Origin of the sequence: Empedobacter falsenii, assembly GCF_013488205.1 — a bacterium.
Classification (GTDB): Bacteria; Bacteroidota; Bacteroidia; order Flavobacteriales; family Weeksellaceae; genus Empedobacter; species Empedobacter falsenii_C.
On sequence record NZ_CP040908.1, the window covers coordinates 2,891,568 to 2,905,924 of the forward strand.

Genomic DNA, 14,357 nt, shown 5'->3' on the forward strand with positions numbered 1-14,357 from the left:
TCAATGAAAAAATTATTATTTAGTTTAGGATTAGTTTTAGCAATGTCAACATCATTCGCTCAAACTAACACAGAAGAATTAACGACAGAACCTACGGTTTTAGCTGAAAAATACAATAAATCAGCTAAAGAAAACTTAGCAAAAGGTGACGTTACAAAAGCAAGTCAAGATTTAGCAAAATTATCTAAATACGAAAACGGTAAAGTTTGGCAAGTCAAAAATAAAGACTCTAAAAAAGACGAATTTTACTATTCTCAAGCTGATTTAGATAAAGCTACAGCTGGTGGTAATTACGCAAAAGCAAAAGAAGTTGCTTTACAACCAAAATATGGTTTCTTGTTACAATCTGAAGTTTCTAATTTAGCAAACAAAGAATTAGACGCAGCAAACAAAGCAATGGACGCTAAACAATATACAGAAGCTGGAACAAAATTCTTAAATGTTTTCAACTTAGTTGAAGCTTTAGGTACAAAAGAAGATATCTACAAATATCAAGCAGCAATCTGTTTTTACAATGCAAATGATTACGATAAATCGTTAACGATTTTGAAAGAATTAGCAGCAAAAGGATTCACAGGTAAATCAGCTAATCAAACAAAAGATTACAACCGTGATATGTATGTTTTAGCTCTTAATGGATTATATAATGCAAAAAAATATGATGCAATCGTAGAAGAAGCAACTACAAAATATCCAAAAGATGCTGACATCAACAATATCGCAACTGGAATTTACCAAGTTTCTGGAAACGCTGATAAAATGACAAAACGTATCGAAGAAGCGATTAAAATTAATCCAAACGATGCGCAAAATTATTACAACTTAGGTGTTTTATATTTAGATGACACTTCTAAAGCTGGAGAATCTAAAAACTTGTTCAAAAAAGCGATTGAATTAAATCCTAAACATTTCGAGTCTTACAACAATTTAGTTTTAGCTATTTTGCAACCAGATAAAGAAATTGTTGAAACAATGAACAACAATTTAGGAACATCTAAAAAAGAGAAAGAAGTTTACAACGCAAACGAAGCAAAACGTAAAGCTTTATTTACAGAAGCAGCTCCTTACCTTGAAAAGATGTACGAAATTCAACCAGAAAATCGTCAAGTTATTCGTAACTTAATTCAAGCTTACAAAACGTTAGGAAACGATCAAAAAGAAAATTTTTATCGTGATGCTGAGAAAAAATTAGTAAAATAATTATTTCAATATAACACAAAAAAAAGGACTTCAATTGAAGTCCTTTTTTTTTATGATTTGTCAAACTGAATTTATTTCAGCTTCTTATCAATTTGTATCATGTGATTCTGAAACGAGTTCAGAATGAAAACGAACTTAGAACTTAGAACTTAGAACTTAGAACTTAGAACTTAGAACTTAGAACTTAGAACTTAGAACAAATCTACAAATCCCAATTTCTTAAATCTGGTAAAAAATGATGTGCTGTCAAATCATAACGAACTGGCACAACCGAAACATAACCTTCCTCTAAAGCACGTTCGTCTGTATCCTCACCTTTATCAAGATTTTTAAACTCTCCACTCATCCAATAATACGTTCTTCCACGAGGATCTTCACGTTTATCAAATTTTTCTTCCCATTTAGCATCAGCTTGACGACAAACTTTTATTCCTTTTATTTCATGTTCTTTCAACTTCGGAATGTTCACGTTCAACACCACACCTTTTGGTAATTTATGTTTTAAAACTTGATCAATAATTGTTTTAATAAATTCTTCTCCAGCTTTAAAATCTGCATTATAAGCAAAATCACACAACGAAAAACCAATCGCAGGAATTCCTTCTATTCCAGCTTCTACAGCAGCAGACATTGTTCCCGAATAAATCACATTCACCGACGAATTTGATCCGTGATTAATTCCCGAAATACACAAATCTGGTTTACGAGGCAAAATTTGCGAAACAGCCAATTTCACACAATCCACTGGCGTTCCAGAACACGCATACTCTTTTACATCTTCATCAACTTCTATTTCATCACAAAACAATGTCGAATTTATTGTCACCGCATGTCCCATTCCACTTTGCGGACTATCTGGCGCAACAACATAAACTTCTCCAAATCCTTTTGCAATCTCTATCAACGCTCTTATTCCAGGCGCAGTTACTCCATCATCATTTGTAACTAAAATTAGCGGTCTTTCCATATTTTATTCTTACTTTTATTCATCATTTTTACAAATGTAAAAAACTTCCTTCTAATTTCTTTTTTGTTTTATATTTGAAGGAGTCTTAAATTATTAATTTATATAATACCAACGCAATATGTTAATTAAAAAAACGTATGTATTACTATCGTTTTTATCAATGAGTTTGCTTGCTTTTTGCTTTTGCAAACCCATGTTAGACACAGATGAAGAAAGAGAAAAGTTAATCGTAAAAAATACACGAAACACCCTAACTTACCTACATTACAAACCTGCTACTGTAGATGATAAATTTTCGGAAAATGTTTTCAATAAATATTTAGAATACATTGATCCAAGCAAACGTTTTTTATTGCAATCTGATTATGATCTATTCAAAAAAGATTATCACAATTTAGATGATTATTACAAATCAGAAAACTTAGGTTTCTACAATTCTACTGTTGATACAATCTACAAACGTATTGCTGAAGCTGAAAAATATTCGATGGATGCCTTGTCAAAACCTTTTGATTTTAATCAAAAAGAGAATTTCAACATCGATTATAAAACATCAAAATTCGCGAAAGATAAGAACGAAGCGAAAGATTTGTGGCGCAAATATTTGAAATATAACGTGATGTTAGAAATCATTTCAATGCAAGACGAATTAAAAGGTCAAAAGAAAGATACATTAGACAACTCTTCTTCTATAAAACCTGTAAAAGATCCTTTGGCAGATGAGAAAAAGAAAATCACAAAAGATACTCCTTTTGCAGAAGTAGAAAAAATGGCGCGTGAAGAAGTTAAAGACTTAATTTCTGATTATTTCCGTCGTATAAAGCAGACAAAACGCGAGAACTATTTTTCTATTTACATGAACTCGTTTACAGAACAATACGATCCGCACACAACATACTTTTCTCCAACAAGTAAAGAAGATTTCGAGTTCGAAATGTCTGGACAAATGGAAGGAATTGGAGCCAAAATACAAGACAAAAGAGGTTACGCTACAATTGCTGAATTAATTGTAGGCGGACCAGCTTGGAAGAGCAATAAATTAGAAGTTGGTGACAAGATCATTAAAGTTGCACAAGGGAAAAATGGTGAAGCTAAAAACATCGTTGGGATGATTTTGAGCGATGCTATTCGCTTGATTAAAGGGAAGAAAGGAACAGAAGTTGTCTTAACTATTCAGAAAAAAGACGGTTCTCAACAAACAATCTCTTTGATTCGTGAAGTAATTGAATCCGAAGAAGTGTTTGCTCGCTCATCTGTTATTACGGACGAGAAAGGAGATAAATACGGAATCATCTATTTACCTGAGTTCTATACGCCGATGGGTAAAGAAGGCGGACGTTACCCTTCGGATGATATCAAGAAAGAAATTGAAATCTTGAAGAAAGAAAACATCAAAGGTCTTGTTTTCGATGTTAGAAATAATGGAGGTGGTTCTCTTGAAGAGGTAGTTAAAATCTCTGGATTGTTCATCAATCAAGGACCAATTGTTCAGGTGAGACGTTCGGACGGAATGCTTAAAATTCACGAAGACAAAGATAATTCTATCGCATACGACGGACCTTTAGTAGTAATGGTTAACGAGCTTTCTGCATCTGCGTCAGAGATTTTTGCAGCAGCAATGCAAGACTATGGTCGCGCTGTTATTGTGGGTTCTCCGCAAACCTTTGGTAAAGGTACTGTACAAACAATCTTGCCTTTAGATCGTCAGTCGGGAAGTGATGAGTTAGGTGCTATTAAGTTAACAATACAAAAATTCTACCGAGTAAACGGAGGTTCTACACAATTGAAAGGAGTTCAGTCGGACATTGCATTAGTTGATCAATTCACTTACGAAGATATCAGCGAAGCTTCTCGACCAGAAGCCTTGAACTGGGATCAAATCAAACCATTGGTTATTGCAAAATGGCCTTCTGCTTTCGATTTAGCGAAGATTAAAGCGAACAGTAAAACTCGTTTGGCAAACAATGCTCACTTAGCATTAATGAACGAAAGTTTCAAGTTCATCAAATCAATGGAAGATGTAAAAGAGATTCCTTTGAACTTAGAAGATTACAAAACGTACCGTAAAACACGCGAAGATAAAATCAAGAAATTCGAAGCTTTAGACAAGTATAAAAACAATTTCAAATTTACAATGAATCAAAACGATTTGGCAACTACAAAAACAGATACTGTGCTGAAAGCTAAACGTAACAATTGGTTCAAAGGAATGCAAAAAGACTTTTATTTAAACGAAGCTGTTAACGTTTTAAGAGACATTAAATAATGGAACAAGAAAACGGTTCATTTTCTCATATCGTATTCAATAAATTAAGAAAGAACACCCTTGGTGTTCTTTCTTTTAGTGTAATAGTATTAGCTGCAATCATTTCTATTTTTGCTTATGTCTTTGCGTCCGACAAAACGGAAAATGCAAACAGACAGGACCTAACCATTGCATATTCACCTATAGGTTATCAGCAAAAAACAATCGAAATCCCTTTACCTAATTATTCAGGAAAGACTAACTTTTCTGATTTTATTTTCGGGAAAGAGATCGATACCGAACAAATAAGTATTACATCTTACAAAAGAGATGGACAAAGCATTACTTATGTTCCTTATATAGGAAACGGACTAAGTGGTGAAGCAGTAAAGATAGATTTGTCAACTTGGACAAAGCATAACATCAAAACGCAAGATATAGAGAAGGATTTTATCTATACAAAAACCTATTTACTTGGAACAGATTCTTACGGAAGAGACTTTTATTCGAGGTTAATTATCGGGACAAGAATTTCTTTTCTTATCGGGTTTATTGCTGTTTTCATTTCATTAGTTGTCGGAATCTCCTTGGGTGCTCTTGCAGGTTATTACAAGGGACGAACAGATAACATAATAATGTGGTTGATAAACGTTGTGTGGTCTATACCAACATTACTATTGGTTATTGCGATTACCTTAGCTATCGGAAAAGGGTTTTGGCAGATATTTATCGCAGTTGGACTAACGATGTGGGTAGAAGTTGCACGTGTAGTTCGTGGACAATTCCTATCATACAGAGAAAAAGAATTCGTAGAAGCAGCAAAAGCTTTAGGATTTTCGGACACAAGAATCATCTTCAATCAAATATTACCTAATGTTATTGCTCCTATTATCGTTATATCTGCTGCCAATTTTGCTTCGGCAATTTTAGTAGAAAGCGGTCTTAGTTTCCTTGGAATTGGTGCACAACCTCCTACTCCGTCTTGGGGAAATATCATAAAAGAACATTATAATCATATTATTTTAGGGAAACAACATTTGGCTATCCTACCGGGATTAGCGATTATGTTATTGGTTCTTGGGTTTAATATCTTTGGAAATGTATTGCGAGATATTATGGATATTAAGCAGTAAGAAACTTATAAAGTTTTATATTTTCTTTTTTTAAATAATTTAAAACACAAGTTATATCTTTATCTATGTCTCTATATGATTAATATTTTATCTTTTTTAACCACATAGAGACATAGGTTATATATTTATAAAGATTAGAATAGACTTTTAGTTTTCACAATAACTTTACTTAAGTTAACAACTGAAAGTATATAAACAAATCACAATTAATCAATTTCTATGTTTCTATGTAGTTAAGATTTTACCAAAAGAAAATTTAAAATATTTCTTTTTTATCTACATAGATACATAGGTTTAATTCTTAGAAATATTAGAATAGACTTATAGTTTTCACAGTAACTTTACTTAAGTTAATAACTGAAAGTTTATAAATAAATCACAATTAATCAATTTCTATGTTTCTATGTGGTTAATATTTTACCAAAACAAAATTTAAAACCTATCTGTTTTTACAATATAAATACATCGGTTTAATAATTTGGAAGATGAGTAAAAAACTCATTAACATACGTTTTTTGTCCTTCATTAAATATGTTAAAACAATTGAAGTTGATTAATATTCCTTTTGGACATTTCAGTAGTTTCATATAAGTTAATAATTGAGCTTCATAAGCAGGAACAATATCTTGCACGGCTTTTAACTCAACAACTATACTATTTTCTACATAGAGGTCACAACGAAAATCGAGATCAAGTAGTTTTTCTTTATAGATAACCGGAACCTTCATTTCTGTGAGAAAATTTATTTTCCTATGATTTAATTCTTCTTTTAAGCATTGATGATAAACACTTTCTAATAATCCTCTACCCATTATTTTATGGACTTCTATAGCAGAACCTATTATTTCATAAGTTAATTCATCTAAATATTTTTTAGTTATCATAGTCTATGTTTCTATGTTGTTAATGATTATTCAAGTGAGATATAAATAAACTTTCTATAAAAACCTCCCTACCTTTTATATAAAACCTAAGGAGGTTTTAAACAAAACGTCAAGTGATTTTAATGAAAACCACTTGACGTTTTTTATTTACTTCAATTAGAAGTTAGAAAAATTATCTTAACTATTTCTTTTTCTCATACTTTAAAGTAGCTAAAGTATCTCGTAAATCGAGACCAGGTCTAAAAAGTATTTTAGCGCCTTTAATAGTCGCAGAATTTACTTTGTTTGCAGTATCCACGCCCTCACTACTAATACTTATTTGAAAAGAACCAAAATCTCCCAAGCGAACAATCTTTCCATCAGACAAATGTTTCGATAACATTTTAGCCAAATCAATTAATGTTGCATATACATCACTCTCACTAATAGATGAGGTTTGCGCAATTTCTTTACTCAAATTTCGAAGTGATACTTCACCATCTGCAATAGAATTTGCGTAGAACTTTTTAGGCCCCGTAGGATCTCCTGGGTAAGCCTTCTGAATAACGTTGTATTTTACAGCCATAATTAAAAGTATTTATAAATTAAGAGTTAATTAACTCTAATTTAATACTTTATATTTAATTAACAAAATAAAACTATTGATTATCAATAAAATACATTATAACACAAAAATAAAAAAGGCTTCCATATATAAGGAAGCCTTGCTATTATCTTGAAACTTTGGTCGAAAGTTTTGCTGTTGTTTTTGGTACAATTGGTTGTTTATGCAACCTCATCGAGTCTTTATTAGGTGCTTTTAGCGGATAAGTTCCTGTAAGTCCAGCCAATTTGAATGCACTATATATATTCTTATTCTGCTTATTTCCTAATGCAATTACCGTAAATTGATTGTTAACATCGTGTACAAAAACGGTGTTATTCCCGTGCCACCAACCATTGTGATACAATAGTTTTTTACCATTGTCATATTCTAACAAGCGCATTCCAAGCCCATAATTCTTGAAACCTTTCTGCTCGTAACTATATCCTTGGAAAGCTTCTTTCTTTATATTCTTCGGTAAGAAATCATCTGAATACATGGCAACATCTAACTTGTACAAATCTCTTGGCGTTGAGTAGATATTTTTGTCTCCATACGTGCGGTCAAAATCATCCCAAGCCCACTCGTAACCATTGTATTTGTAAGAACGTGCTACTGTATCTTTATCGCGATCATACTCAAAAACAAAGGTATGATTCATCTCAAGAGGGTCAAAAACCATGTATTTCATTGCTTTCGGATAAGGCATTTTCATAATCTTTTCGATTACTAAAGCAAGAAAAGCGAAGTTGGTATTCGAGTAATAAAACCCTTTGTCTGCGGGACGAATTTGCTTAACGTCAAATTCTCTAAAGATATCTAACACATCTTGATTAGAAATTGGTTTCTCGCGATCCATCATTACCTTCTTGTTATTCCACAAAACATTGGCATAATTTGGCAAACCACTGCGGTGATTTAGCAAATTACGAACCGTGATATCATCGTAAGGAAAACCTTCTAATATTGTATTTACTTTTTGATCTAATTTGATTTTACCTTTCTCGACCAGCTTAAGTATCGCCATAGATGTAAAAACTTTCGAGATAGATGCTATGTGAATAGGCGTTTCGGCAGTGATTGGACGCTTATGTCTTTCGTCTGCCATCCCTTGATATTGCTCTAAAAGTACTTGCCCATTCTTCACAACCAACAAACCTCCGCTCACTTTTCCGTCAACCCAAAAGTCTTTGTAATAAGTGTTTAGTTTATTTCTGTAGTCATTAAGTTCTGCTTGTGTGTACTTCATTGGCTTGAAATCTGCTTTCCAATCCAACGAATCATAGCGCAAAGCGTGAGGATCCTTCTTTCTAACTTCTTCTTTTTGTTCGTTTTTCTTGCTACAGCTTCCCATAAACAGCATTGCAGAAGCAAGAACAACCGCTACATATTTCATGTGTTTTTTCTTAATCTTATTGTTTGTTTCTACTAAAGTATATATTTATTTGTGGAATAGTTACCCGTTTAGAAACATTAAGTTTTTTTTATGATTTGTGAGAAAGTTGAGACTTAAATTCGCCTAAGATGACACTTGTTGCAACAGCTACGTTGAGACTTTCGGTAGAACCATTTTTCCCAAAGAACGGAATACTTAGTTTATTTGTCGTTAACTTCTCGATTTCTGGAGAAATTCCATTCGCTTCGTTCCCCATTACCAAGATACCTTCTTGTGGAAGTGTTTGTTCATAAATAGATTCTCCTTCCATAAAAGTCCCGAAAATGTTTCCTTTATAGTCAGACAAGTATTTCTCCAAATCGATATAATGAACTTTCACTCGTGTAAAAGAGCCCATTGTCGACATCACAACTTTTGGGTTGTACATATCAACAGATTCTTTGGTACACAAAATATCCTCTACACCAAACCAATCAGCCAAGCGGATAATTGTTCCTAAATTACCTGGATCTCGAATATCATCCAAAGCAATACTTAAACCATTCAACTTGATGTTTTCGTTATAATTAGGTAATTCACAAAGTGCTAAACCTACATTCGGAGTAGTTAAGAAACTGATCTTTTTCAAGTCTTTTTCTTCAATAAAAGTCTTTTTGATATGTGTAGCTTCTGGCCAAAAGTCTTCAGTTATAAATAATTCTTTAATATTTATAGAACTTTTTATAACTTCCCCAATATTTTTAACACCTTCTACGACAAACAAATTATATTTTTGTCTATATTTTTTAGAACCCAGAGAAGTTATTATCTTAATAACGTTATTTGATAACATATTTATGCAAAAAAAAATTACAACAAATATAACACTTATCTCTTGTTTAGGTTTACTTTTTTATAGCTGTAGTACAACTAAAAAAGTACCTGAAGGAGAATATTTGTTTGTAAAGAACAAATTTATCTACGATAAAGAAGATCCCGATATTAAGAAGAAAAAAACTATAATCAACAAAGATTTAAGTGATTATGTGAAACAAAAACCAGCTGGTAAGTTCCTTGGTTTTTTCCCTCTTTGGCAATGGGTTTATAATTGGTCTCCTGCAAAATTTGATGAAACTTTTCAGGAATATTATCGACAAGATGCTTCGGTTCGTAACCAAAAATTATTGGACAGTTTACTAACGAAGAATAATCTTAGCGAATATGTTGGGCACAGTTTATGGAAAGAACGTCTTTATTATAGTCAAGGTGAGGCTCCAGTTTTGTTGGATGAACAACAATCAGAATTTTCGGCAAAGAACTTAAATAGATTATTTCATGACAAAGGTTATTTCGATTCGAAAGTAGCTGTTTCCTATAATAAAGATTCTGTTGCAAAAAAAGCAGAAACAATTTATGATATTAAGTTAGGTGAACCTTCTTATATCGAAACATATGATCAAAAAATATCTGATCAAAAAATAGAAGAATATCTTAATTCTCCAATTGGGAAACAAACTGTTTTGCATCCCGGAGATCAATATAATTTTGACAAATTTGAAGAAGAACGCGATCGTATCATCGATTTGTTAAAGAATAGAGGCTACTATGATTTCAATGATTCGGGCGAAGATTTATATTTTGAAGCCGATACATTAAAAAGTAACAAACGTCTTGATGTAACGATGTTTATTGATAAATATATTCAAGATTCGTTGAAAACGGATAGTATTACACCTTTTACGCAATACCGTTTTGGGAAGATAAACATTTATGCAGATTCTCGCAGTTTTGTTGATGATGAAAGTAAATTAATCAAAGAAGAATATAAAGATTATAACGTTTTATATACAAAAGAACCAGAATATCGACCAAGATATTTTACAGATGCATTTGTAATTCGTCCAGGTCAACTGTATCGTCAACGACAAGAAATTCAGACAAAACGTAATATTTTCAAGAAAGAAAATATTAACTTACATGGATTCAGAATTAATAAACAAGATTCTATCCTAAATGTAGACGTTTTCTTTACGCCAAAAAAGAAATATGACTTGAATCTCTTTGTCGAAAGTTATGCTTCTCGCTACATGAACTTTGCAATTTCTCCCGGAATGACTTTAACTTCGAGAAATTTATTTGGAGGAGGAGAAAATTTAGAAACAACTTTGAAAGGAACTTTAGGTTCTGTCAACAAAGATTTCTCAATGAATAAAGCATTCTTAAATGCTTATGAAATCGCTATCGAAACAAAGTTGAAATTTCCTTATTTATTGACACCAATTAATCTTGATAATATTTTACCAAAACGTTTTACTGCCGAATCTGCTATTAGAATGAATGCAAGTACGCAAAAAAATGTAGGTTTAGACAAAACGACTTATGGTTTTGGTTTTGATATGGATATTTCGAGTTCGGAGTTTCAACACAAAGTCTCTTTGTTTAATACGGAATTTATTAGTAATCGTAAAAAAGATCGCTATTACGAAGTATTTACAAAAGATAATAATACAAAAAACGAAGTAAAAGATTTATATTACGCATACAATCCTAATGCACCAATTTATGTAACGGACGATGAATTAACAGACGCAATCGAAGCTGACAAAGGATTCCAAAGTTCATTAACAGGAGAAGATGCAAAGTTGTATGTTGATTTTGAGAATATGTTATATAGAAAAGCTAATATTTCTCAAAATGTGTTAATCAACTCTTTTATCTATCAATTTACATTTAATCAAGAAAATTCATTTCGACCAAAAAGTAATCCTTGGTTTATTCAAGCGAGAATTGAATTAGCAGGAAATGTATTAAGAGGTTTAGACAAGGCTTTTGGTTTTAATAAAGCAGAACCAGATCGAGAAGGAAATCAAGCAGGTTTGATCTTTGGAATTCCTTATTCTCAATTCGTAAAATTTGATGTGGATGTTAGACGAAAATTCAAATTAAATTCAAATTCTAGCGTAGCAGGACGTTTCTTATTCGGAATCATTCAACCATATGGAAACTCAGATGTTGCACCCTTTGTAAGAAGTTATTCGGCTGGAGGAGCAAATGATGTTCGTGGTTGGGCTCCTTTAACATTGGGGCCTGGAAGTAAACCACGTATCGATTCTAAAAATCAAAGTTTAGAATTCGAAAGCATGAAATTATTATTCAATGCTGAATATCGCTTCAATCTTTTTGGAAGTTTGGAAGGTGCATATTTTCTTGATGCTGGTAATATTTGGGGTGTTAATAAAAATCGTCCAGAAACATTATTTAAGTTCAAAGATTTTTACAAAGAATTCGGAATTGGTTCTGGATTAGGTTTCCGTTATCACATTGGTACGTTTGCAATTGTAAGATTTGATTTGGGTTACAAAATTTATGACCCTTCTTATGAATTAGGTGATCGCTGGCAATTTGACAATTTTAATTTGCTTAAACCAAGAATCCACTTCGGAATTAATTATCCTTTCTAAAAAAACATCTATATTTGTTTCACAAAATACTAACATAATGAGCAGAAAATTTCCTGCCGGTGTTGCTACCGGTTCATTAGTTCAAGACATTATCAATGATGCAAAAGCAAATCAATACGCTTTACCAGCGTGTAATGTCATCGGTTCAGATACTATTAACGCTGCAATGGAAGCTGCAGTTGAAGTAAACTCTCCAGTTATTATTCAATTTTCTAACGGAGGTGCTGCTTTTAATGCCGGAAAAGGATTAAAAGGAGAAAATCAACTTTCTGCTATCAAAGGTGCTATTGCGGGAGCAAAACATATTCACACTTTAGCTGAGTCTTACGGAGCTACTGTAATTTTACATACAGACCATTGTGCAAAAAAATTATTGCCTTGGATTGATGGAATTATGGACGCTAACGAAGAACATTTTAATAAATTCGGAAAGACTTTATTTAGTTCTCACATGTTAGATTTATCTGAAGAGCCTTTAGAAGAAAACGTAGAAACGTGCAAAAGATACTTAGAAAGAATGTCTAAAGTTGGAATGACTTTGGAGATGGAATTAGGTATCACAGGTGGTGAAGAAGATGGTGTTGACAATTCTAATGTTGATAATTCATTATTATACACTCAACCAGAAGAAGTTGCTTACGTTTACGAAAACTTAAAATCTATTTCTGATAATTTCTGGATTGCTGCAGCATTTGGTAATGTACACGGTGTTTACAAACCAGGAAATGTTGTCTTGACTCCTAAAATTTTAGATAACTCGCAAAAATACATCAACGAAAAATATGGTGTAGACAACGCTGTTAACTTCGTATTCCACGGAGGTTCTGGTTCTACTTTAGAAGAAATTAGAGAAGCAATTAGCTACGGAGTTATCAAAATGAATATTGATACAGATTTACAATATGCATTTATGGAAGGAATTCGTAAATATTTTGACGAAAATGCAGCTTATTTACAAGGGCAAATTGGAAACCCAGAAGGTCCAGAATCTCCTAACAAAAAATATTATGATCCACGCGTGTGGTTAAGAGCTGGAGAAGTTACTTTCAAAGATAGATTAATCCAAGCTTTCCACGATTTAAATAATGTTAATACTTTAGGATAATCTTTTCACTAAGATTATTCTTACCCAAATAAAAACAGAGAATATGCCTTGGTTTATTAGAAGCAAGAAAAATATTACAACGCCTACAGAGTCTAAAAAAGACGTTAAGAAAGGCTTATGGTATAAAACACCATCAGGAAAAATTATTGAAACTGAAGAACTGAAAGCAAATGCGTATGTAAGTCCAGAGGATGATCATCACGTACAAATTGGTTCTCAAGAATACTTTGATATCTTGTTTGATGATAGTAAATTCACAGAATTAGATACAAAAGTAGAAAGTAAAGACCCATTAAATTGGACAGATACAAAACCTTATAAAGATCGTTTGAAAGAAATTAAAAAGAAAACGGGAATGACAGATTCTATTCGCAATGCGACAGGAAAAATTCATGGACGTGACATTACAATTTCTTGTATGGATTTCAAATTTATTGGAGGTTCTTTAGGATCTGTAATGGGAGAAAAAATTGCTCGTGCAATTGATTATTCTATCAAACACAAAACACCTTACATTATCATTACACAATCTGGTGGTGCGCGTATGATGGAAGCTGCAATTTCGTTGATGCAATTAGCAAAAGTAGAAGCTAAATTAATTCAATTAGCAGACAACAACATTCCTTACATTACAATCTTAACAAATCCATCTTTCGGAGGAATTACAGCATCTTTCGGATCAATTGGTGACGTTATTATGGCAGAACCAGGAGCATTAATTGGATTCGCTGGACCACGTGTTATCAAAGAAACAATTGGTAGAGATTTACCAGAAGGATTCCAAACTTCTGAGTTTTTATTAGAAAAAGGCTTCGTTGATATGATCGTTCACCGTAAAAAGATGAAAGATAAAATAAAAGAAGTAGCTGATATGTTAATGCCTATCAACTAATTAAAATAAGTGCAAATATATTTTTAAAATTTTATTCAAATTTGATTTGGATTATTAGAAATTGATTTTATATATTTGCACTCCAATCGCGAGAATAGCTCAGCTGGTAGAGCGCAACCTTGCCAAGGTTGAGGTCGCGGGTTCGAGCCCCGTTTCCCGCTCTTTGAAATATAAAAATTCATAAAAATCAAATTTTGCCTTGGTGGTGGAATTGGTAGACACGCAGGACTTAAAATCCTGTGTCCATTAGGACGTGCGGGTTCAAGTCCCGCCTGAGGTACTTTTTAATTTGATTTTTACAATTTGCACGCGGGAATAGCTCAATTGGTAGAGCGTCAGCCTTCCAAGCTGAATGTTGCGAGTTCGAGTCTCGTTTCCCGCTCAACTTCTTTCCTAGAAGTGGATGCCTTGGTGGTGGAATTGGTAGACACGCAGGACTTAAAATCCTGTGTCCATTAGGACGTGCGGGTTCAAGTCCCGCCTGAGGTACAACAAAGCTCAAGAATTTATTT

Annotated in this window: 11 protein-coding genes and 4 tRNA genes; 10 read left to right on the forward strand and 5 right to left on the reverse strand. The window is 32.8% G+C overall.

Annotation, left to right across the window (positions count from 1 at the left end; translation table 11 throughout):
• Nucleotides 1-3: 3 nt before the first annotated feature.
• On the forward strand, nucleotides 4-1,200 hold the full coding sequence (locus tag FH779_RS13565) for a tetratricopeptide repeat protein (protein WP_180905088.1): 1,197 nt from the start codon (nucleotides 4-6) through the stop codon (nucleotides 1,198-1,200).
• Nucleotides 1,201-1,402: 202 nt separating this feature from the next.
• On the opposite strand, the gene surE is transcribed toward FH779_RS13565, so the two are convergent.
• On the reverse strand, nucleotides 1,403-2,167 hold the full coding sequence (gene surE / locus FH779_RS13570) for a 5'/3'-nucleotidase SurE (protein ID WP_038333074.1): 765 nt from the start codon (nucleotides 2,165-2,167) through the stop codon (nucleotides 1,403-1,405).
• Between the two features lie 193 nt (nucleotides 2,168-2,360).
• Here surE and FH779_RS13575 point away from each other — a divergent pair, with 193 nt between their 5' ends.
• Together FH779_RS13575 and FH779_RS13580 are read left to right on the forward strand one after the other, a co-directional pair.
• Nucleotides 2,361-4,433 (forward strand): carboxy terminal-processing peptidase, encoded by a 2,073-nt coding sequence (locus tag FH779_RS13575; RefSeq protein WP_180905089.1) that lies wholly within the window; start codon nucleotides 2,361-2,363, stop codon nucleotides 4,431-4,433.
• On the forward strand, nucleotides 4,433-5,545 hold the full coding sequence (locus FH779_RS13580) for an ABC transporter permease (protein ID WP_038333070.1): 1,113 nt from the start codon (nucleotides 4,433-4,435) through the stop codon (nucleotides 5,543-5,545). Before FH779_RS13575 ends, FH779_RS13580 begins: the two co-directional genes overlap by 1 nt.
• A 470-nt stretch (nucleotides 5,546-6,015) precedes the next feature.
• On the opposite strand, the gene FH779_RS13585 is transcribed toward FH779_RS13580, so the two are convergent.
• The 4 genes from FH779_RS13585 to FH779_RS13600 form a co-directional block, all read right to left on the reverse strand.
• Nucleotides 6,016-6,429, reverse strand: coding sequence for a GxxExxY protein (locus FH779_RS13585; RefSeq protein ID WP_180905090.1), 414 nt, complete (start codon nucleotides 6,427-6,429; stop codon nucleotides 6,016-6,018).
• A 181-nt stretch (nucleotides 6,430-6,610) separates the two neighbouring features.
• Complete coding sequence (locus FH779_RS13590; protein ID WP_125350470.1) at nucleotides 6,611-6,994, reverse strand: HU family DNA-binding protein; 384 nt, start codon at nucleotides 6,992-6,994, stop codon at nucleotides 6,611-6,613.
• Nucleotides 6,995-7,139: 145 nt separating this feature from the next.
• Entirely contained in the window at nucleotides 7,140-8,408 is a 1,269-nt protein-coding gene (locus FH779_RS13595; RefSeq protein ID WP_180905091.1) for a serine hydrolase domain-containing protein, read from the reverse strand.
• 88 nt (nucleotides 8,409-8,496) lie between these two features.
• Nucleotides 8,497-9,240, reverse strand: a complete 744-nt coding sequence (locus tag FH779_RS13600) for a TrmH family RNA methyltransferase (RefSeq protein WP_115001648.1) — start codon at nucleotides 9,238-9,240, stop codon at nucleotides 8,497-8,499.
• Between the two features lie 4 nt (nucleotides 9,241-9,244).
• On the opposite strand from FH779_RS13600, the gene tamL reads away from it, so the two are divergent.
• The 7 genes from tamL to FH779_RS13635 all read left to right on the forward strand — a co-directional run bounded on the left by tamL (nucleotide 9,245) and on the right by FH779_RS13635 (nucleotide 14,334).
• Entirely contained in the window at nucleotides 9,245-11,848 is a 2,604-nt protein-coding gene (gene tamL / locus FH779_RS13605; RefSeq protein ID WP_180905092.1) for a translocation and assembly module lipoprotein TamL, read from the forward strand.
• A 37-nt stretch (nucleotides 11,849-11,885) separates the two neighbouring features.
• Complete coding sequence (gene fbaA / locus FH779_RS13610) at nucleotides 11,886-12,953, forward strand: class II fructose-bisphosphate aldolase (protein WP_115001650.1); 1,068 nt, start codon at nucleotides 11,886-11,888, stop codon at nucleotides 12,951-12,953.
• Between the two features lie 43 nt (nucleotides 12,954-12,996).
• The gene (gene accD, locus FH779_RS13615; protein WP_180905093.1) at nucleotides 12,997-13,845 is read left to right on the forward strand and encodes an acetyl-CoA carboxylase, carboxyltransferase subunit beta; all 849 of its coding nucleotides are present in this window, start codon (nucleotides 12,997-12,999) and stop codon (nucleotides 13,843-13,845) included.
• A gap of 88 nt (nucleotides 13,846-13,933) precedes the next feature.
• A tRNA-Gly gene (locus FH779_RS13620) sits at nucleotides 13,934-14,006 on the forward strand.
• Between the two features lie 35 nt (nucleotides 14,007-14,041).
• A tRNA-Leu gene (locus FH779_RS13625) sits at nucleotides 14,042-14,125 on the forward strand.
• A gap of 29 nt (nucleotides 14,126-14,154) precedes the next feature.
• Nucleotides 14,155-14,227, forward strand: a tRNA-Gly gene (locus FH779_RS13630).
• Between the two features lie 23 nt (nucleotides 14,228-14,250).
• Nucleotides 14,251-14,334, forward strand: a tRNA-Leu gene (locus FH779_RS13635).
• Nucleotides 14,335-14,357: the final 23 nt, after the last annotated feature.